Here is a 19,562-nt window from a genome sequence, read left to right as displayed (position 1 = left end):
CCTCCTACTGCACAGCAAGGAGAACATCAACGATGTCAAAAGTTCTTGAGGGCATTAAAGTCATTGAGGTCGCTTCCATGGCGGCGGGCCCATCCGCAAGTGTGATTCTCGCCGATCTTGGCGCCGAGGTGATCAAGATTGAGCCGCCCAGCGGCGACCCTTGGCGCTATGGGCACATGACCCCGGGCTTGCCACCGAGCCAGATCCCGTGGACCACTTACATTCAAAACCGGTCCAAGAAATCCATTGCGCTGAACCTCAAAGACCCCAAGGCACAAGAGGTGCTGCTCAAACTGGCTGCCACCGCAGATGTTTTCCTGACCAACTCACCCCACAAGGTTCAAAAAGCCTTGCACCACACCTTTGACGACATCAAGGCCGTCAATCCCAAGATTGTTTTCGCGTCGATCAATGGATTTGGCCTGGAGGGTCCTGACAAGGATGCCCCCGGTTTCGATATGACCGCCTGGTATGCCCGTACCGGCATTATGGAAGAGCTGCGTCCCAAAGATGGTTCTCCTGTGCCCCTGCCGGTGGGAACCGGTGACATGAACACCGCCACCGCCCTGTTCAGTGCCGTGATGACCGGTCTTTTCCATCGGGAGCGCAGCGGGGAGGGCTCAGAGGTGTCCACATCCCTGATGAACAACGGGCTCTGGGCGAATGGCTCTCTGATGCAGGCCGCGCTTGTTGGCGCGCCGCCGATGAAGAAGTTCAGCCGTACCGAGTGGCCAAACCCGGTGACCGGTGGGGTGTTCAAAACCCGGGATGATCGCTACGTCATCATCGTGGAACTTAACCCCAATAACGTCGATAACCTGCGCGATGCCTTTGGCGCCGACCATCTCAAAGGGGATGAAAGGTTCGCGACCCCGCAATTACGGGGTAAGAACCACCAGGCACTGTTCGACGAGATGCAGAAGATCATCGGCAACCATGATCTGGCCGAAGTGGCTGAGCGCCTGAGAAATTTCCACGTCAATTTCAGTGTGGTTCAAACCACTGCTGAGTGTACTCAGGACGAGCACATGATTGCTAACGGTTGCTTCCCGGAAGTGGAGGGCGCAGACGGGGTCCGTACCATCGACAGTCCTATCCAGGTTCGGGGTAACGGTATCGAGAAGGTCAAACCACAGAACCCACCGGGGATCGGCGAACACACCATGTCTGAACTCAAGGCGCTGGGGTACAGCGAAGATGAGATTAAGGCAATGGCTGAGGGCCATGCCGTAGGCTTGCCGCGTTAATCGCGACGAACGGGCCTGTGATACGAGCGCGATAGCGCGACTGACAGCAGAGTCAGCCAGGCCCGCCACTCTCCTATATTGCGGTTTCTTTCGGGAAGCCGAAAACCCAGATTTGAAATGAAATGAAACGAGGCAAAAGCGATGAGCGAAGAAAACAAATTTTTTGAAGATTTCGAAATTGGTGAGTCATTTGTGACCAATGCTCGAACCATCACCGAAACCGATGTCGTGATGCACGCGATGCATTCCGGTGATTGGCAGCCCCACCACACCAACGAAGAGTTTGCCAAGTCACAACCGTTCAAGCACCGGATTGCTCACGGCAACATGACCTTCTGCATCAGCACAGGTTTGATCTTCCAGTCGTCGTCGGAGAACCCGAACATCATGGCGTACGGGTACAACAAAATCCGCTATCCCGCTCCGGTTTTCCCCGGGGATACCATCAAGGTAGAGGTGAAAATCACCGATAAGAAGGACCACCCGAAAAGCAAGACTCATGGTCTTTTGACGCAAACCGAGACGACCACCAACCAGCGTGGCGAAACCGTTGCGTTTGTTGAACACATCCTCTACGCGACAAGAAGAACGCCTACCGCCTAAACGGGGGGTATCCAGGCTAAGACTTGGGTCAGGCGAAGAGTGTCTGGGACTGCGTAAACGCCGATGGTGCCCCAGAAAGGGGCACCTGCGACGGACTACCAGATACGGGTAAGACAAGAACATCAGACAGGATTTTGAAATGGCGGAAGTTGCTAAGTACAAAGAGGTTGCGAAATTTTTCGAAGATTTCGAGATTGGGGAGACCCGGACAACCGCAGGCAGGACGATTACCGAAGCGGATTTCGTCATGCATGCGATGCACTCCGGTGACTGGATGCCGCACCACACAGATGCGGAGTGGTGTAAGACACAGCCCTTCAAAGAGCCGATTATCCACGGCAATGCGACATTCAGCATCAGCACCGGGTTGTGTATCCAGGGCGAGCCACTGAACCCGCATGGGATGTCCTACGGGTATGACAAGATCCGCTATCCGAAGCCGGTTTTCGCTGGCGATACCATCCAGGTGAAGATCACCGTCATCGATAAGCGCGACCACCCCAAGCAGCCCAGTCACGGACTGATTACGGAAGAGAAGATCACGACCAACCAAAATGATGAGGTGGTCTGTGTCGCCCACCACGTGATTTACGTTGAAAAAAGACATCCCTGAACCGGTTTGCGCTGCCCCTGTCCTGATCGATGCAGCAGGGGCACAGACAAGTCGGGTTGGGGATATAGCCCATGGGTCTGGGTTACGTTTGAGATTTGACGGCTGTGCCGCCTTCGGGAAAGGGGCATGACTGGAAACAGCCGTTTATCGCTGAATTTCCATTGTCTTGTTAAAAGGAAAGTATTTGATGGAGACAAAGGTCGGTCACCATTCAAAGCTTGATGCGTTCCGAGGTATGGACGTGACCTGGCTGCTCGACCAGTGGGCCGAGCGCCAGCCGGACAAAACCGCCGTCGTCTGGGCACCTTTCGATGGAAAGGATCGCCGTTGGAGTTACAGGGAGCTGGCTGATGCCGCCAAACGTTTTGCTGCGGGGCTGCATGCGCGAGGGGTTCGGCTGGGCGACTTTGTGCTCATGCACTTCGATAACTCTCCGGAGTTCCTCACTGCCTGGTTCGGCTGCGCCTATGTTGGTGCCATTCCGGTGACCACCAATACCCGCTCGGTGCCGGAGAATGTCCGCTACTTCGCTGAGGTGATGAAGCCCGTTTGCGTCATTACCCAGCCATCACTGGCAAAGGTGGTGCGTGATGCCTGCGGTAAAGCCGTACCCATGATCATGACCGGGGATCCCAAGGCCGAAGATGGGGCCGAAGCAAACGAGGCGGAGCCCTTTAATGCCGTGTTCGCTGATGCCCCGGTGCCGTCACTGAAACCAGAGCCGCAGCGTGATTTCGCCGTCCAGTTCACCTCCGGAACCACGTCCAAGCCCAAGCCCACGCTCTGGACCAATGCCAATGCCCTTTGGGCCGGCAGGTCGATGGCGACCAACCTGCGACTGCGGCGCGAAGATGTCACCCTGCTCTACATGCCGCTGTTTCACGCCAATGCACAGATCACCCTGCTGTCGGCTCTATGGTCCGGCGGTACCGTGGTGGTGCACCCCCGGTTTTCCGCATCGCGATTCTGGGATGCCTGCGCCGCCCATGGGGTGACCTGGGCGTCAATGATCCCGTTCTCCTTCAAAGCGCTGAAAGGTCGGCCGGTGCCCAAACACAAGGTGCGTGTCTTGGTTGGGCTCGAGCGTCTACCCGATGCGGAGAGGGAGTTCGGCGTGCAGACGCTGGCCCTTTGGGGAATGACGGAAACCTTGTCCGCCTGCATCTTCACGGATCCAGATCATCCGGGGCCCGCCGGCACCATGGGCCGGCCGTCTCCGCTTTACGACGTCGAGGTTCGTAAAGAGGACGGCACCCTGGCGGGGCCGGGAGAACAGGGCCTGCTCTACATTCGCGGGGAGAGAGGGGTTTCTCTGTTCAAGGAGTACTACCGGAACCCGGAAAAGACCAAGGAGGCATTTGATGCCAGCGGCGCACTGGACACTGGCGACATTGTCCGCACTGACGAGCAGGGATGGTTTTACTTTGTCAACCGCGACAAAGATATGCTCCGTGTCGGTGGGGAGAATGTGGCAGCACTGGAGATTGAGACGGTGATCAATGAAACCGACCTTGTTCTTGAGTGTGCGGTGGTGGCCCAGAAACACGAGATGCTGGGGGAGGTGCCAGTGGCGTTTATTCGCCCAAACGAGACTAGCCAATCGCTGCCTGCCGACGCGCTGAGCCAGCGGGTGATCGCGCATTGCGCTGAAAAGCTGGCGGACTTCAAGGTTCCAAGAGCCGTGCATATTGTCAGTGAGTTCCCGCGTTCAACCCTGGATCGGATCGCCAAGGCGAAGCTGCGTGAAACGCTGCCGATGCTTGGGGCTGACGGGGCCCCTAAAGCGTGAAATACCAATAGAAGCCCAGGCGTTTAACGCGCCCTTAAGCGAGAGGAAGAGGTTAAAAACCCATGAGAAGCTACCAAGCTAAGCGCGCCTGTTTCTGCCTGTTGGCGGGCAGTTTATTCTGCACGCCGTCGGTTTCCGCGGAGCAACCGACCCCCCTGATCGAGTTCGTCGACGGGTTTCCGATGGCGCTAGAGAAAAAGACCCGTGACGCCAGTTACAACGAACTGTTCACCGGCGGGGATGTGTCCGCCTATTTCAATGTCCGGGTATCTGAATTTTTGCCCACCGCTATCCTCCCCTCGCGGCCGGGCGTCATGCCGTTGGCGCACAATCCGATGCCGGAGATCGGCGCCGTAAAGGCGCCGATGATGGAGGTCAGTAAGCTGAAGGGGTCTTTGACCCTGGACCAGTTCCTCCAGCAGGCGGATTTTGCCCAAGCGTTTCTCGTGGTTCACAAGGGCGAGATCGTCTACGAAAAGTATCCACGGCTGCGGCCCGAAGATCATCATCTCTGGATGTCCTGTGCCAAGCCGATGGCCAGCCTGGTGATCGATCAACTGATCAGCGAAGGAAAAATCGACGAGAACGCGCCCATCACCAAGTACCTGACCGATTTCAAGGGCACGGACTGGGATGGCGTCACCACTCGGGATGTCATGGATATGGCCAGCGGCATGGATCTGGAGGACACCACGGAGTCACGCTTCGAACCCGATAACATTGCACGCCGGGTTTACGAGTCTGAGTTTGGCTTCGAGAACGAGACGCGGGGAGTGGAGTCGCTCAGGGATGTGCTCAGGAGCACGCCGAAGAAAACCGAGCCCGGTTTGGCTTTCCATTATGCCTCCGGCCTGACGCAGATGCTGGTGATCCTGGCCGAGGCGGTTGAGGGTGAACGCTGGGCCCAGATCTTCGACCGCCGGGTCTGGTCGAAAGTGGGTGCCGAGGGCGTGTTGCAGATCCACCTGACGCCGGACGGTATCGCGGCGGCACACGGACTGGTATCGAGCAATCTCAGGGATTTTGCCCGCTTCGGCATGCTCTATACACCGAGTTGGGATAAGACGGCAGTCGAGAAGGTGGTCTCGGACGCGATCCTCAAGCGCATTCGTGAAGAGGTGCGAAGCCACGAATTTATGATGGCCGGGTTTGATGGCCCCGTGTTCGCGGATCGCGTTGGTACGGAGGATTTCATCGCCAACAGCCGGCAGTGGGATCTCATCTGGCCGGATGGGGACATGATGAAGTTTGGCCTGATGGGGCAGGGGCTTTACGTGTCACCCGCGCGGGATCTGGTGATCGTTTATTTTAACGTCAACAACGAAGACCTCTCGGCCCATCGATTCGTTCGCCCTATTGCGACCTCTGGCTTGTTTGAGCCTGAACAAAGGTTACAGAACACCGATTAATTACTACGTGTTAAAGGAAATATTATGCAAAAGGTTATCGTCGAAAAGTCCAATGGCATTGTCCATGTCAAGATCAATCGCCCGGATGTGTTGAATGCCTGCGATGGTGATACGTATAACGCCATCGCGGATGCCTGGGACGAGCTGGATAGCGATCCCTCCTTACGGGTCGGAATCCTCAGCGGTGAAGGGCGGGCTTTTTGTGTGGGGACGGACGTCAAATGGGTGAAGTCCCCTGAGGCAGATGGCTTCGAAGATCGTCTCTATCCCCGTTTGCTGACCCTGAGCAAGCCGGTGATCGCCGCCATCCATGGCCACTGTAATGGTGGCGGGCTTGAGCAGGCACTGGGGGCCGATATTCGGGTGGCATCTGAGGATGCCCACTTCGGCTTCGGCGAAATCCGGCTTGGCTGGATCCCCGGCGGTCATGGAACGCAGCGTCTGCCCCGGGTTATCCCCTTGGGGAACGCGCTTGAACTGCTCTACACCGGGAATCGTATTGACGCCGCGGAAGCGTATCGCCTGGGCCTGATTAACCACATGGTGCCGGCCGATCAACTGATGGCAACCTGCGAAAAGATTGCTGGTGAAATCATTAAGAGCGCGCCGCTGGCGGTACAAAAGATGAAGTCTGTGGTTCTGCAGGGTCTGGATAAGCCCCTGCCCGAGGCCGTCAACCTTGAGCATGAAGCGTTCGAGTGGCTGATGAAGACAGAGGATTCCAAAGAGGGGGCCCTGGCGTTTGCCGAGAAGCGGGCACCAAACTGGAAGGCAAAATAGCCACAAAGAGAGGGGCTGCCGATCTCGGGAGGTCCGCCAGTCGCAGCCTGGTAACAGGGCTTCTCGAATGATTTACCTTCTTACTGATACGAAACGCCGTCGCTCACGCGACGGCGTTTCTGTTTGTCATGGGCGACATCGACGATGCAAAAATCGCGCTGATACCGTCAGCGGATTGACTATCAGCGAACGCTCGTGGCGTTGATATCCGGTGATTCGGCGACTCGGTGTGTACACACAATAATCCGAGCGGTAGTTGGGGTCGAGATGAACATGCCCCTTTGCAAGGCGTCGGACGAAGCGCATCCTCTGCCCCTCAGCTGCGGTGATGCCTCCCAAACTGCGGTGATGTCCGCTATGACAGGGGATCGCACTGATTACCCTATCTGGGCGGGATCGGCACTGGCGGGAACGCGAGCCCGATTATTGGTATCCCGGCTTTGCCGGATCAGCGCATCACCGGCCTGAACCTGGCCGTGCCCCTTGGCGAGGCGGTCGTAGAGCAAAACGTTCACCGTGGCCGCCAGGTTCATGCAGCCGACGGTGGGGATGTAGACCACGGCGTCGGCGCGATCGATCACCGCCTGGCTGAGGCTGCCATCTTCCGGCCCGAACAGGTAGAAGGCGTGCTCCGGGTGGTCAAAATGAGGCAAGGGGGTTGCGCCCTCCACCAGCTCGACGCACACCAGTTTGGCGTCTGCCGGAATGGCCGACAGCAGGTCCGCCTCATGGCGTAGGGGGATAGACGCTGCCACGTTCTGTGTGTCGGTATGGTATTTCATGGCGCGGACAGCGCGTTCACCGCTGTAGAACACCGCGTCCGCCTGGTAGCAGCCGGCGGCGCGCATTACGGCACCGATGTTGCTGGGGCTTTTGGGGTTAGTGAGACCAATTTGAACCGTCATGGTGAACTGCTGCCTGCTTACACTGCTGCCTGGAATTTTGGGCGGCGGAGTATAGCGGATCCCGCTGCTGCTGTCAGGACGACATGATCGCCCGCACCGCTGGCCGCTGTTGCAGGCGGGCTGCCCAGGCGGACAGGTGCGGATAGGGGGTATCGTTCAGATCCAGCCGTGCCAGCATGCTCCAAAGCGCCAGGGCGGTGATGTCGGCGATGCTGAAGTGCTCACCGGCGACGTGGAGAGTTTGGCTCAACCGCCAATCCAGCTTGGGCAAAAATTGCTCCAGCCTCAACTTGGCTTCGGTTCCCCAGTCGGCCACGCAGTTCTCTCTGTCCCGGTAGACACCGCTGAGATGACGAAAAGCCTGAGCGGCCATCTCCAGGCCACGCTGTTCGACGATGCGCTGCCACATCTCCACCTGGGCCTGCTCCAGCGGCCCGCGGCCGAACAGTGCCAGATCATCCGGGTAGAGTTGGTCTAGGTAGCGGCAGATCGCCACTGACTCCTCGATCACCGTACCGTCATCCAGCTGCAGCAGTGGGATCTTGCCGGTGATCCCCAGGTCGCAAAAGGGCGACTTGAGGTTCTCGCCGGCGCGCACGTTTATCTCTTTTCGCGGGATCTCCAGGCCCTTCTCCGCCAGGAAGAGATTGACGCGTTTGGCACTCGGGGTGATGGCCATCTCGTAGAGCAGCATGGGGAGTCCTTGGTGACTTGAAAGAGGGAACTTCTTACCAAGGTACCTGAGTTGCGGCGATTAACGCTACGTTTAAGGCTAACCCTTTGACCATGGGAACGCGATCATGACGACAGGCTCAGACCCGCGCCAGGACGGCGTAATTGGGGACGATACCGGGCCGGGGGTGAGCCCGGAAGGCGATACCTGGCAATCGCTGACACCGGCGGTGGCCGCGCGGCTCCTGCGGGGCAAGGCCCCCATCTACATACACGAAAAACTCTCCGAGTTGCCCCATGAGCAGGCGTTGCTGGTGGCATCCATGCTGACCGGGGAGCGCTCGATGACCGATGAGAGTGAACTGGCCACCGAAGCGATCACCTTAGCCTCGCCAACCACGGTGGCGGATCTGCTGTCGCCGCCGGTGGGGGTGGTGGGGCCGGAAACCACGGTGGCTGGGGCACTGGACTACCTGGTGCATACCCTGCCGGTGACCGGGATCACCTACCTCTATATTGTCGATAAGGGGCAGCGTCTGCTGGGGGTGGTGGTGATGCGGGAGCTGCTGCTGGCGAGCCCGGGTCAGACCATGGAGGAGATCATGACCCCGGAGCCCTTTGCGCTCTCCCCGGAGACCCCCATCTTTTCGGCAATATTGTCCGCGTTGAAGCGTCATTACCGCCTCTACCCGGTGACCGACGGTGATGGAAAGCTGGTGGGGCTGGTGTTTGGCTGGCAGCTGTTTGAGCAGGTGGCCCGGGAAACCATGGCCCAAAGTGGCAGCATGGTGGGGATCAGCAAGGAGGAGCGGCTGGTAACGCCGGTGCGGGAAGCCTTTGTCAAACGCCACCCCTGGCTGCAGGTCAACCTGCTTACGGCCTTCGCGGCGGCGTTCGTGGTGGGGTTGTTTGAGGATACCATTGCCCAGATCGTCGCCCTGGCGGTGTTTCTGCCGGTGTTGGCCGGTCAAAGTGGTAACACCGGCAGCCAGGCTCTGGCGATCACCCTAAGGGGGATGACGCTGGGGGAACTGGCGAATTTTCCCATTCGTCGCCTGTTGGCCAAGGAGATCGCTCTGGGGGCGTTAAATGGTCTTTTCGTCGGTGTGGTGGCGGCCGTTGCCATGAGCCTCTATGCCTGGATGACCGGTGCCGCCAGTCCGCTCATGCTTGGGTTGGTGGTGCTTATCGCCATGGTGGGTGCCTGTGTGGGCAGCGGCCTGTTCGGTGTTCTGGTGCCGTTGACGTTGAAACGTTTTGGCGCCGATCCCGCCATGGCCAGCAGCATCTTCCTCTCAACCTTTACGGACATCCTTGGCATGGGACTGATGCTGATGCTGGCGACTGTGATGGTACTGTAGCTATTTATCTGTCTTATATGAATAAATCAAGTAATGGAAGGATAACCTTCGGCCACCGAATCAGGCCCCACAGGGGCCAGTTTGACTGATATAGTGCATACATGAGCGATAGAAAAGGAGGATCGCATGGCATTATTGACGGAGTTTTGGGTTCATTTTTTGCTGATTTCTACGGTAATGGTGGTGGGCTTCAGTGCCTACCTCGCTAACGAGTGCAGTGAACACTCCTGGCGCATTATCCTCACCGCGCTGCTACTGAGTTTTCTTCCCCCCCTTGGATTCGTTTACATCGTGATTTTGGTCCTGCGTGCCGACCGTGGCGCGGAGCGGGCTCAGTCCTGAGTCTGGTCAGGCCCAATGGCTGACCGTTTCGTTCTGTTCCAGTCGGGCACGAAACTCTTGGTATGCCTCGAACACCTGCTCAGGGGCTTCCAGCTGTGGGTAGTGGCCTACCCCCTCCAGCGTGACTAATTCTGCGTTCGGGCAAAGCTGACGAAAGCGTGTCACCAGGGACTCGCCGGAGATGGGATCTTTGGTGCCATCGATCAGCATCAGGGGTACCGGGCAGGTGCTCAAGGCATTGACCCAGCGGGCACGGGAGAGGCGACGCTGTTCCATGTAGCTCAGCAGTTTCGGCATCACACGGGTGCCGTTGTGGTAGTTGAGCAGTTGCCACATCCCCAGCAACGTATTTTGGGACGGGGGGGTATTGCCCCAGATCTGCATCATGCTGCGTTCAAAGCGCTTGCGGCTCAGCAGCGGGACTATCAGCGGCCCCAGTGGACCGGCGAGAAGTTTCTGCACCTTGAGGGGGTGATGGGCTTCCGGAAACAAGCCACCATTAAGCAGGGCACAGGAGTGCCAGTAGACCGGGCTGTTGCCCCGGCGCTGCCGCGCCAGGAGCTCCTGTGCCACCGTATCGCCGTAGTCATGGGCCAGCAGGTGGGCATGTTTGAGGCTGAGATGCTGCATCAGGGCCAGGACGCGGTCCGCCTGCTCATGGATCCCGTAGCCGATACGTGGTTTGTCGCTGAACCCAAAGCCCAACATATCCAGGTAGAGCACCCGGTAGTGAGGCGTCAGCATCGGCAGCAGGTATTGCCAATCCCAACTGGAGGAGGGAAACCCGTGCAGCAGGACAAGCACAGGCCCCTCGCCCTGTAAGCCATAGAAAAGTTGGTGGCCCTGAATGGTTCTTAGTTGGCCACTCTGGTACCAGTGCATCAGTTCGGGAATATAGGTGTTCTGCATGGGGTACTATCCTGCGCCTGCGTCCTTACTGCCTCTCTATTAGGGATAACATGAAATACGGCGGATGTAGAGTCGGTGACCATTATCCCGTTGCTTCATCGGGCAGGGGCCGGCTTCTTAGCGACAAAAAAACGCCACAACCCGGAGGTTGTGGCGTTTTTTATTGAAAGGCGCGTTGCCGGGGCTTAGGCCAGGTCGTCCGCCAGTTCCTGGGGCGCGACCACGATCCCTTCGCCGGCGAGGCTGGGAGCAACGGCCACATCAAAGCCATCCTGGGTCATACCGGGGGCCCACTTGGCGATGAAGTCGTCCAGGGTGATCGCCAGGGGACGGCAGCCGTCGAAGTCGTTCTGAGCCCAGTCCTGGGCGATCGCTTCGTCATGCCAAACCACCAGACACTGCTCATCCTTGCCGGATTCAACGATGACGCATCCCTGGTCGTCAGCCAGCGTCCATAGATTGCCCTGGGCCTTGGCTTGAGCAATCACGAGGTCGTAGCGTTGCTCGCTGTTCTGGCTGTAAAAACTTTTAATGTTGTCGGCGCTCATGGCGGGTACCTCGGTATGAAATTGGCGGCAGTATATCAGGCCTCGTGCCCCCCTGCCGCGATTCCGATCCGGTTACCGGGCAGGATTCCCATGATAAAGCGTGGCGGGGCGGCGGGCGTTTCAGGACTCAGTTATGGGTTAGCAGGTCGATGAAATCACGGCGCTGCTGGGCGCTGTTCAGTTCCGCATGCTTGCCGCCCTGGGCATCTTCGAAGGCGACCCGGTTCTTGTGTACCGAGATGGAGTGCACCGGGTACGCGATGGTCACGGTGGCACCGTTAATGGTTACGGTCATATAAAACTCACTTAATCAGGCTCAAACGCAGTGCATTGAGCATAGGGTTAAATAAGCCGAGTTACCGTACGACGAAGGGTCTTAAAACGCTCTAGAGAGGAATCGAGGTTGGTCAGATGGGCGCGCACATCACCCTTGTGGCGCATCGTCTTGCGTTAATTCAGCTTGCTCATTCTCCATGCCGTTTGGCATGGGCCGCGCCGGGAGGGCGCTGCCAGATCCCTGTTGGGATAGGAAGGAGGAGAGACTATATCGGTCGGGTTGCATGTTGGCAACAACTTTGTTTGTCCTGGCGGCTGTTTGTTACGCTGGACAGGAACATGTGGATGGAGAAGAGATGTATTACTACGCGTACGGCTCAAACATGTCCAGCCGTCGGCTCGCTGCCCGGGTGGCCGGCGCGCGGCGGCTTGGCGCCCTGGCTCTGGCCGGATACCAGTTGCGTTTTCACAAGGTCGGCCAGGATGGCAGCGGGAAATGCGATGCCTTCTATACCGGCGACCCTCGCCACCGGCTCTGGGGTGCCCTCTACTGGATCGATGATCTGGCCAAGGCGACCCTGGATCGCATTGAAGGGGTGGGGCAGGGATATTGTCACCGCTCCCTGCTACTCCCGGGGGAGGGGGCGCCCACAGCGTTTCTCTACGTCGCGACGCGACATGACTTCAGCTTACAACCCTTTGACTGGTACCAGGCCCATGTGCTGCAGGGCGCCAGAGAGCTGGGCTTGCCCCTTTCCTACCAGGCTCAGATCGCGCAGACCCCCAGTGTGGAAGACCCGGACGCAGAGCGCCGGGACCGTCAGCAGGCGATTCATCGGGCGTAATCTCTTGGTGGCGTAAGGGAGAGGCGGCTGAGCGTACGCCTCAGCATCGATTCCTGCTGCTGCGCTTCGACCCGGTTAGCCCGTGATGGCTTACCGCGAGAGTGTCATGGGCCCAGTTTCGGACGCGGCGTATTCTGCTGAGCAGGATTGGGCCAGCATCCCCTGCCACTGAGCCTGCCAGTGGGAGTCGGACCACCCCAGCTGTTTTTGACAAGCGGTTCGTATCGGGCCTTGAAACCGTTCTAAATCCGGGCCGAGCGTCCAGGCCAGCCGGGTACGACGCACCAGCAGATCCGCCAACTGAACGATGGCGCCGTGTTCTGCCCAGTAGCTCAGGGTGGAATCCTGGATGTCACTGTCACCGATGGCGGTGCCCGGTTCCAGCCGTGGAGGACCCAGGACCTGGTCCTCTGCTGGCCGGGCCGCAGGCAGCCGTCCCTGAGACTCGGCCAGGGCGAGGGTCTCGTCGGCCATGGGGACGAAGGTGGTCAGTTTCCCGCCGGTGATGTTGACCAGACCCGACTCCTCCCACACCAGGTGCTCGCGGCTGGCGGAAGAGGGGGTCTGTTTGGTGTTGAGCGGTTGCAAGATGGGCCTGAGTCCGGACCAGCTGGCCAGCACCGGAAGATCAGTCTTCAGGCCCAACTGTGGCAGCAGGGCCATCAGGTAATCACGCTCGGCGGAACTCATGCGGGCGGGCTCTGACTTATCCGCCAGGTGATCCAGATCTGTGGTGCCGATGACGCTGTGGCCCCTCCAGGGGTAACAGAACACCACCCGATTATCCTTGGGATGATGTAGCGTCAGGGCCGCCGCCAGGGGGAGATCCCGGCGGTGGAACATCAGGTGGCTGCCACGAAGGGGCCGCAGTCGGCAACCCGGCGGCAGTGGAGCCAGAGCATCCGCCCACACGCCGGTGGCGTTGATCACCATCGACGCTTCTAATGGCTTCTCCTGCTCCGCGATTCGTACGCAAACACCACATACGTTTCCCTGCCGGCGTAGTAGGCCCGTTACCGGTGTGTAGTGGCTGAGTTCTGCACCATGCACCGCTGCTTCCTGGAGCGTACGTAGGACCAGGGCGCTGTCGTCGCACAGGGCGTCATAGTATTGCCATGCCTGCGAATGGTCAGGCAGCGCCAGTGGTGCGAAGCGCCCACGCAGAGCTTCGGCATCATGGTGGCTGGGTCGATGGTGGGAGGGGGCCCCTGAGAGCCAGTGGTACAGCATCAGGCAGATGGGTAAGGCTATCCTCTGGCGCCAGTCGTTGGGCTGGTAGAGGTAGTAGTAAGGCGTGGGGGTGATGAGATCCGGCCATCGGTGTACCAGAGCCTCCCTTTGCTGTGCGGCCTCCCGGGTCAGGCGCCACTGGCCCTGGGCCAGGTAGCGCAGGCCGCCATGGACCATCTTGGAGCTGACGCTGGAGGTGCCGCCGGCAAAATCATCCCGCTCCAGCAGGAGGGTGCGCCAGCCACGTCGGGCACTCTCCCGGGCGATCCCGGCTCCGGTGATCCCCCCGCCAATGACGATCACATCGTAACGGGGCTGCCGGTGCAGTGAGGCCCGGGTGCGGGTCACCACCTCGGTCAGGCTGGGAGGGGGCTTGAGCGACCCTTGTCGAGATGCGTTGCCCATCGGCTTTCCTCACCGGTTGCGAAACGAAGATTATCTTCAGTTTATATGGATGTGGGCGAGGGGCTTGAGCAGGAGATGAAAAGCGCAAAAAAAAAAGCACCCGTTCGGGTGCCCACAGAGGAAGAGAAACCAAGGGGACCTGTGTGAAGGTTCTGTAATGCGTTACCTCACACGGCAGGCACCATTATATGAAGCTGGCATGGGGTTTTGAGGGGATAACGCTCAACGAATTGTTAATAAATGTATGAATAGCGGTCTGGCCTGGCTTTGCGCCAGGGCGCGAGTTGAATGGCGTACAAAGGATTAAGAGAAAAGCCTGTGCCGCCGTTAGGCAAAGGCTCATTCGGATTAAGTTCAGGAAAACTTTGTCTTATAAACAGCAGTTTTCGGAAATCTGCTTCGATGGGAGGGGAAACTGTGATGTGGATCCGTTTGTTTTTTCACCAGGGGCTGTTAGGATGCGCGCCGCCGGCTCTTAGGAGCCGGCTTTTCTGTCGGTGGTGAGGAGTTCCTGGATGATCGAAGCGTTTTTACTGGCCCTGTTGGCCATTCCCGTGGTGCGTCTGGTCCGTCCCGGTGCCCGTTTGCTTTGGGCGTTTACGGCGGCTCCCCGGTTGCCACAGCGCCGCGTTCGTCAGGACGATTGATAAGCCTCAGCCGTCAGGCTGCTAACCTATTAGACTAAAGTATGAGAAGAGAGGGTCGGCAGGATGCTGGCATGACCACTGAATGATTTTGACCTGCCTGATTGTTTCCGCACTGCTGGTGCCCGTCGTAAGCCCCCTGGTCGATAAGGCCATCGATAAACTGGCGGATCGCTTGGCCCAACCTCCCGGCCCCAAGTCCTAATTTTGAATGGCGATGGCTTCCTGCCGTTGCCCTTTTCATGTGGCTACAGAACGCTCCGATGGGACTTGCCTAAAACTGATTAAATGGTAGTTTGCTTGCAAACACGCTAACCGGACGTTTTAAGCATGCCAAAGGCCAGTGAAGTAAAGAAAAATGCCGTCATTGAACACAACGGCAAAGTGTATTTTGTTAAAGAGATCAGCAAGCTGACCCCCAGTGGTCGTGCCGGTGCCAGTCTCTACCGGATGCGCCTCTATGACGTGGCCACCGGCGCCAAGGCGGACGAGAGCTTCAAGGCGGAGGAGATGATCACCCTGGCGGATTTTAGTCGACGGCAGGTCAGCTTCTCCTACGTGGATGGGGACGAGTATGTGTTCATGGATAACGAAGACTACACCCCGTTCAATTTCAGCAAGGTGAGCATCGCCGAGGAGCTGCTCTACATCACCGAGGAGACCCAGGGCCTGCAGGTACTGACGGTGAATGAGATGCCGGTGGCGATTGAACTGCCCTCCACCGTGGAACTGGAGATCGTCGAGACCGACCCTTCTATCAAGGGCGCCTCGGCGACCTCCCGGACCAAACCCGCGACCCTGACCACGGGGCTGGTGGTTCAGGTGCCGGAATACATCTCCAACGGTGAAAAGATCAAGATCAACACCGCCGAAGGGAAGTTCATGAGCCGTGCCGACGGCAAATAGGCCTCAGCTCTTTGAGAAGCCCGAAGCACTGCTTCGGGCTTTTTTGTGTCGAGCCACGGCCTTTGCTCACCCCAAGCGCTATCGGGAAGCGGTTTTTTCCCCGTGCTTGGGCGATAATAGGCGCAACTTTTCTTCACGAGTTTATCCATGCTCTCCTACCGTCACAGTTACCATGCGGGCAACCATGCCGATGTGCTTAAGCACAGTGTTCAGGCACTGATCCTCGAGGCGCTCAAAGCCAAACCCAAGCCTTTCATTTACCACGACACCCACTCCGGTGCGGGCCGTTACGATCTCAAAGATGCCCACGCCGAAAAGACGGGGGAGTATGTCGACGGGATAGGGCGTTTGTGGCAGCAGGACTGCCCGGAACCGCTGCACCCCTACCTCAAGGCGGTAAAAGCGTTGAACCCCAATGGCGATCTGCGCTACTACCCGGGCAGTCCTCTGCTCGCTCAGCGCCTGTTGCGGGAGCAGGACAGGTTGGTCTTGACCGAACTGCATCCAAGCGATCACCCGAGACTGATGCAGGAGTTTAGTGGCGATCGGCGTGCTCGGATCTTCAAGGAGGATGGCTACCAGCGTTTGAAGGCCAGCCTTCCCCCGCAGGAGCGCCGCGGTGTGGTATTGATCGACCCGCCCTACGAGCTCAAGGATGAATACCGGGATCTGGTGAAAGGGGTGTTGGCGGGGATCAAGCGCTGGGCCACAGGTACCTACGCCATCTGGTATCCGGTGGTGTATCGGCAGGATGTCGATTTTATCGAACGGCAGCTGAAGCAATCCGGTGTACGTAAGATCCTGCAGATAGAGCTCTGCGTGCGTTCGGACAGCAACGAGCGGGGAATGACCGGCTCGGGAATGATCGTGATCAACCCGCCGTGGACCTTGGAGCAGCAGATGCAAACGCTGTTGCCCTGGTTGACCCAGACCCTGGCGCAGTCTCCCCAGGCTCGCTTCCGGCTGGAGTGGATGGTGCCCGAGTAGGCGCGCCGCGGGCTTAACGAGGCCCCGCCCCGCGCGGCGGCTTTATCTCCCAAAAGCCTGTACATAAGTACAGGCTTTTTGTTGCCAGTCACCAACGCCTTGGGTACTCTGCTTTTAACACTTGTCGCGGCTCCCGCCATGGAACATCTTTATATTGCAGAAAAACCCAGCCTCGGACGCGCCATAGCGGCGGTCCTGCCCAAGCCCCATCGTCCGCATGAGGGTTATATCGAAGTGGGTAATGGCGACTGCGTCACCTGGTGTGTCGGCCACCTGCTTGAGCAGGTGGAACCCCAGGAGTATGACGCCAAGTATCAGCAGTGGCGAATGGAGGATCTGCCGATCCAGGTGAGCCAGTGGCAGCTCAAGGCACGCCGTGGCATGGGGAAGCAGTTGGCGGTGATCCGCAAACTGCTCAAGCAGGCGGGCACCCTGGTTCATGCCGGGGACCCGGATCGCGAAGGGCAACTGCTGGTGGACGAGGTGATCGATCACCTGGGTGTGAGCGCCGAGCGTAAAGCCGCCACCCAGAGGCTGCTGATTGCCGATCTCAACCCCGACGCGGTGCGTCGCGCCCTGGGTAAGCTCAAGCCGAACCGGGATTACATTCCACTGTCGGTCTCGGCGCTGGCCCGCAGCCGTGCCGACTGGCTTTACGGTATGAATCTCTCCCGGGCGTTCACGCTGCTGGGGCGGAGGGCCGGATACACCGGGGTGTTATCCGTGGGGCGGGTGCAAACGCCGGTGCTGGGCCTGGTGGTTCGGCGCGATGCCGAGAGCGAGGCCTTCGTACCACGGCCCTTTTACCAGCTTGATGCCCTGATCGCCCATGAAGAGGGGCCCATACGGGCTCGTTGGCAGCCCAGCGATGCCTGCGCCGCCTGGCTGGACGAGGATGGTCGCCTGCTGGCCCGCAAGCTGGCGGAGCACGTTGCGGGGCGTATCCAGGATCAGCCCGCCAAGGTGGTGACGGCCAGCTACGAGGAGAAGTCCCAGGGGGCGCCGCTGCCCTATTCATTGTCGGCGCTGCAGATCGATGCGGCCAAACGCTACGGGCTCTCCGCCAGCGAGGTGCTTGCCTGTGCCCAGAAGCTGTACGAGGGCCACAAGCTGATCACCTACCCTCGTTCGGACTGTCGCTACCTGCCCAAGGACCACAGGGCCGAAGCGCCGTCGGTGGTGTCCGCCATCGCTCAGAACCACCCGCCATTGACAGAGGCGGCGTCCGGTGCCGACCTGTCACTGCGTGGCCGCTGCTGGAACGATGCCAAGGTGACGGCCCACCACGCCATCATCCCCACCGCTAAGCGGGCTTCGACAAAGGCCCTCTCCGCCAGTGAGGCCAAGGTGTATGGGCTGATCGCCCGTCAGTACCTGATGCAGTTTTATCCTGCGGCCCGCTTTGCTCATGCGCACCTGGTGTTTGAGATCGCCGGAGGCGAGTTCGTGGCCAAGGGCCGACGACTTAAGGTTGCAGGCTGGCGCGCCCTGCTGGGAAAAAGCCCGCCAGCGGAGCAGGAGGAGACCGGCCAGACGTTGCCCTCATTGGTTGAGGGGGAGACGCTCATTTGCAGTGGCAGCGAGATCAAAGATTGCATGACGGAGCCGCCCAAAGCTTTCACCGAGGCCACCCTGTTGCAGGCGATGACCGGCATTGCCCGCTTTGTCCAGGATCCGGCCCTCAAGGGGATCCTGCGTGAAACCGATGGTCTGGGCACCGAGGCGACCCGGGCGGGGATCCTGGAGCTGCTGTTTAAGAGGGGGTTTCTCTGCCGGGAAGGCAAGGCGATCCGAGCCACCAGCGCAGGTCGGGGGCTGATCGGGGCACTGCCCGAGAGCGCCACTTACCCGGATATGACCGCGCGCTGGGAGAGCCAGCTGCAGGAGATGGCACAGAAGAGGGTTGCGTATGGCCCCTTCATGGTGGCACTGGAACAACAGATAGCGCAGATGGTAGAGGCTGCCCGGACCGCCTCTCCCCCGACCTCCCTGTCCGGGATCCCGGCGCCGGTAAGGCGAGGCCGAAAGGGCAGTGGTCGTCGCAGTGGATCTGGGGTGGCGGGCAGGCGTAAAGGGAAAGGGACGTCGAAGCACAGCGCGTCCCGTAGTTCGGCTTCTTGAACAGGCCGCGCCTGCGGAGGTTGGGCCAAGGCGAAGAGAGCGGTTGGTGCCACACGGATGGGCTGGTAACTTGAGCAGCCTGACCAGTACAGGGTTTGGTAACTGAGCAAGGGTGGATGGATGGCGAAGAAGATCTCAACCTCGGCATTGGCTAAGCGGTTGGACCTGCCGGCCAAGGGGCTGTTCGAGCGGCTGGAGCGCAGCGGATACCTGCGTCGCCAGGCCCAGCAGTGGCAGTTGACCGAGTGGGGGCAGCGGCTCGGTGGTGAGACCAGCGACAGCGAAAAGTTTGGCCGTTTTGTCGTCTGGCCTGAGGATCTCCTCCTGGCCGAGGAGTCGGGTACCCTGCCCAGTGAGCAGCTGGCGGCCGAGCTGTCACTGATCGACGCCGAGTTCTGCGGTTTGCTGCAGGTCTGTGGCTACCTGCAGCGCTGGCAGCGGGACTGGTGGGTGACCCTGGCGGGCCGCCGCCAAGGGGGCTGCCAGGGGATCTCCCCCCAGGATGGCCGGCCCATCAGTCGCTGGCCGAAAACCCTGTTGACCCAGGCCGCTTTTCAGGCCGCGTTGTCCGCCTATCGGGGCAGTGATGCGGACCGGCGCTCCACCCAGAGCTCGGTGGACAGTTTCAAGCAGCGTTTCGAGGCCAAGTACCGGACGCTGGATGGACATTACGTCTGCACCTTGGCGCAGCTCACCCTGGCCAACTTTCTCTACCTGCAGGGGGTGGCGTTTGCCTGTTTCCAGCCGCTCCCGGGGGAACTTGAGCTGGTTGCGCCCTTCTACCTGCCCCTGGCGGATCTCTACCTGGAGCTGCCGATCACGGAACCGGATGAGGCGTTTTCTGCCCGTCAGGCCTGGTACCAGGCGAACGGGATGAACTGGGTGGCGCTGGACGAGATGGAGCTCAGCGGTCAGGCGGCCTACCGTAGGTTGGGCCAGGCTGGCGTACGCTGGCCGGACCCGGGTTAGG

20 protein-coding genes are annotated in these 19,562 nt (G+C 59.5%); 14 read left to right on the top strand and 6 right to left on the bottom strand.

Features of this window, described 5'->3' with window-relative positions; all coding sequences use genetic code 11:
- Nucleotides 1-32: 32 nt before the first annotated feature.
- The 6 genes from ABD997_RS04875 to ABD997_RS04850 all read left to right on the top strand — a co-directional run bounded on the left by ABD997_RS04875 (nucleotide 33) and on the right by ABD997_RS04850 (nucleotide 6,441).
- Nucleotides 33-1,247, top strand: coding sequence for a CaiB/BaiF CoA transferase family protein (locus ABD997_RS04875; RefSeq protein ID WP_345315881.1), 1,215 nt, complete (start codon nucleotides 33-35; stop codon nucleotides 1,245-1,247).
- 141 nt (nucleotides 1,248-1,388) lie between these two features.
- The gene (locus tag ABD997_RS04870) at nucleotides 1,389-1,850 is read left to right on the top strand and encodes a MaoC/PaaZ C-terminal domain-containing protein (RefSeq protein WP_345315880.1); all 462 of its coding nucleotides are present in this window, start codon (nucleotides 1,389-1,391) and stop codon (nucleotides 1,848-1,850) included.
- Between the two features lie 139 nt (nucleotides 1,851-1,989).
- Nucleotides 1,990-2,463 (top strand): MaoC family dehydratase, encoded by a 474-nt coding sequence (locus ABD997_RS04865; protein ID WP_345315879.1) that lies wholly within the window; start codon nucleotides 1,990-1,992, stop codon nucleotides 2,461-2,463.
- 187 nt (nucleotides 2,464-2,650) lie between these two features.
- Nucleotides 2,651-4,252, top strand: coding sequence for an AMP-binding protein (locus ABD997_RS04860; protein WP_345315878.1), 1,602 nt, complete (start codon nucleotides 2,651-2,653; stop codon nucleotides 4,250-4,252).
- Nucleotides 4,253-4,314: 62 nt separating this feature from the next.
- Nucleotides 4,315-5,661 (top strand): serine hydrolase domain-containing protein, encoded by a 1,347-nt coding sequence (locus ABD997_RS04855; protein ID WP_345315877.1) that lies wholly within the window; start codon nucleotides 4,315-4,317, stop codon nucleotides 5,659-5,661.
- A gap of 24 nt (nucleotides 5,662-5,685) precedes the next feature.
- The gene (locus ABD997_RS04850; protein WP_345315876.1) at nucleotides 5,686-6,441 is read left to right on the top strand and encodes an enoyl-CoA hydratase/isomerase family protein; all 756 of its coding nucleotides are present in this window, start codon (nucleotides 5,686-5,688) and stop codon (nucleotides 6,439-6,441) included.
- A 377-nt stretch (nucleotides 6,442-6,818) separates the two neighbouring features.
- Here the strand turns inward: ABD997_RS04850 and ABD997_RS04845 are convergent, their stop codons facing one another.
- Together ABD997_RS04845 and ABD997_RS04840 are read right to left on the bottom strand one after the other, a co-directional pair.
- Nucleotides 6,819-7,346, bottom strand: coding sequence for an RNA methyltransferase (locus ABD997_RS04845; RefSeq protein ID WP_345315875.1), 528 nt, complete (start codon nucleotides 7,344-7,346; stop codon nucleotides 6,819-6,821).
- 73 nt (nucleotides 7,347-7,419) lie between these two features.
- On the bottom strand, nucleotides 7,420-8,040 hold the full coding sequence (locus ABD997_RS04840) for a glutathione S-transferase family protein (RefSeq protein ID WP_345315874.1): 621 nt from the start codon (nucleotides 8,038-8,040) through the stop codon (nucleotides 7,420-7,422).
- 106 nt (nucleotides 8,041-8,146) lie between these two features.
- On the opposite strand from ABD997_RS04840, the gene ABD997_RS04835 reads away from it, so the two are divergent.
- Both ABD997_RS04835 and ABD997_RS04830 read left to right on the top strand, forming a co-directional pair.
- Nucleotides 8,147-9,379: a magnesium transporter gene (locus ABD997_RS04835; protein ID WP_345315873.1), complete on the top strand. Its 1,233-nt coding sequence runs from the start codon at nucleotides 8,147-8,149 to the stop codon at nucleotides 9,377-9,379.
- 126 nt (nucleotides 9,380-9,505) lie between these two features.
- Nucleotides 9,506-9,721 (top strand): hypothetical protein, encoded by a 216-nt coding sequence (locus ABD997_RS04830; protein WP_345315872.1) that lies wholly within the window; start codon nucleotides 9,506-9,508, stop codon nucleotides 9,719-9,721.
- Between the two features lie 6 nt (nucleotides 9,722-9,727).
- Here ABD997_RS04830 and ABD997_RS04825 read toward each other — a convergent pair whose 3' ends face one another.
- The 3 genes from ABD997_RS04825 to ABD997_RS04815 form a co-directional block, all read right to left on the bottom strand.
- Nucleotides 9,728-10,630 (bottom strand): alpha/beta fold hydrolase, encoded by a 903-nt coding sequence (locus ABD997_RS04825; RefSeq protein ID WP_345315871.1) that lies wholly within the window; start codon nucleotides 10,628-10,630, stop codon nucleotides 9,728-9,730.
- Nucleotides 10,631-10,815: 185 nt separating this feature from the next.
- The gene (locus tag ABD997_RS04820; protein ID WP_345315870.1) at nucleotides 10,816-11,178 is read right to left on the bottom strand and encodes a DUF2750 domain-containing protein; all 363 of its coding nucleotides are present in this window, start codon (nucleotides 11,176-11,178) and stop codon (nucleotides 10,816-10,818) included.
- Between the two features lie 127 nt (nucleotides 11,179-11,305).
- A complete protein-coding gene (locus ABD997_RS04815) occupies nucleotides 11,306-11,473 on the bottom strand; it encodes a hypothetical protein (RefSeq protein ID WP_345315869.1) in 168 nt (55 codons plus the stop codon).
- A gap of 337 nt (nucleotides 11,474-11,810) precedes the next feature.
- Here ABD997_RS04815 and ABD997_RS04810 point away from each other — a divergent pair, with 337 nt between their 5' ends.
- Nucleotides 11,811-12,299 (top strand): gamma-glutamylcyclotransferase family protein, encoded by a 489-nt coding sequence (locus ABD997_RS04810; protein ID WP_345315868.1) that lies wholly within the window; start codon nucleotides 11,811-11,813, stop codon nucleotides 12,297-12,299.
- Nucleotides 12,300-12,389: 90 nt separating this feature from the next.
- Here ABD997_RS04810 and ABD997_RS04805 read toward each other — a convergent pair whose 3' ends face one another.
- A complete protein-coding gene (locus ABD997_RS04805; protein ID WP_345315867.1) occupies nucleotides 12,390-13,934 on the bottom strand; it encodes a glycerol-3-phosphate dehydrogenase/oxidase in 1,545 nt (514 codons plus the stop codon).
- Between the two features lie 515 nt (nucleotides 13,935-14,449).
- Here ABD997_RS04805 and ABD997_RS04800 point away from each other — a divergent pair.
- The 5 genes from ABD997_RS04800 to ABD997_RS04780 all read left to right on the top strand — a co-directional run bounded on the left by ABD997_RS04800 (nucleotide 14,450) and on the right by ABD997_RS04780 (nucleotide 19,561).
- Nucleotides 14,450-14,581, top strand: coding sequence for a hypothetical protein (locus ABD997_RS04800; RefSeq protein ID WP_345315866.1), 132 nt, complete (start codon nucleotides 14,450-14,452; stop codon nucleotides 14,579-14,581).
- Nucleotides 14,582-14,908: 327 nt separating this feature from the next.
- A complete protein-coding gene (efpL, locus tag ABD997_RS04795; RefSeq protein WP_345315865.1) occupies nucleotides 14,909-15,484 on the top strand; it encodes an elongation factor P-like protein EfpL in 576 nt (191 codons plus the stop codon).
- 147 nt (nucleotides 15,485-15,631) lie between these two features.
- Complete coding sequence (locus tag ABD997_RS04790; RefSeq protein WP_345315864.1) at nucleotides 15,632-16,471, top strand: 23S rRNA (adenine(2030)-N(6))-methyltransferase RlmJ; 840 nt, start codon at nucleotides 15,632-15,634, stop codon at nucleotides 16,469-16,471.
- A 138-nt stretch (nucleotides 16,472-16,609) separates the two neighbouring features.
- Complete coding sequence (locus tag ABD997_RS04785) at nucleotides 16,610-18,592, top strand: DNA topoisomerase III (protein ID WP_345315863.1); 1,983 nt, start codon at nucleotides 16,610-16,612, stop codon at nucleotides 18,590-18,592.
- A gap of 120 nt (nucleotides 18,593-18,712) precedes the next feature.
- Nucleotides 18,713-19,561 (top strand): hypothetical protein, encoded by an 849-nt coding sequence (locus ABD997_RS04780; RefSeq protein ID WP_345315862.1) that lies wholly within the window; start codon nucleotides 18,713-18,715, stop codon nucleotides 19,559-19,561.
- Nucleotide 19,562 lies beyond the last annotated feature (1 nt).

It is taken from the genome of Ferrimonas gelatinilytica (assembly GCF_039544205.1).
Lineage (GTDB): Bacteria > Pseudomonadota > Gammaproteobacteria > Enterobacterales > Shewanellaceae > Ferrimonas > Ferrimonas gelatinilytica.
Note: the sequence above shows the minus strand (reverse complement) of the source record. Positions and strands in the feature narration are given on the sequence as shown.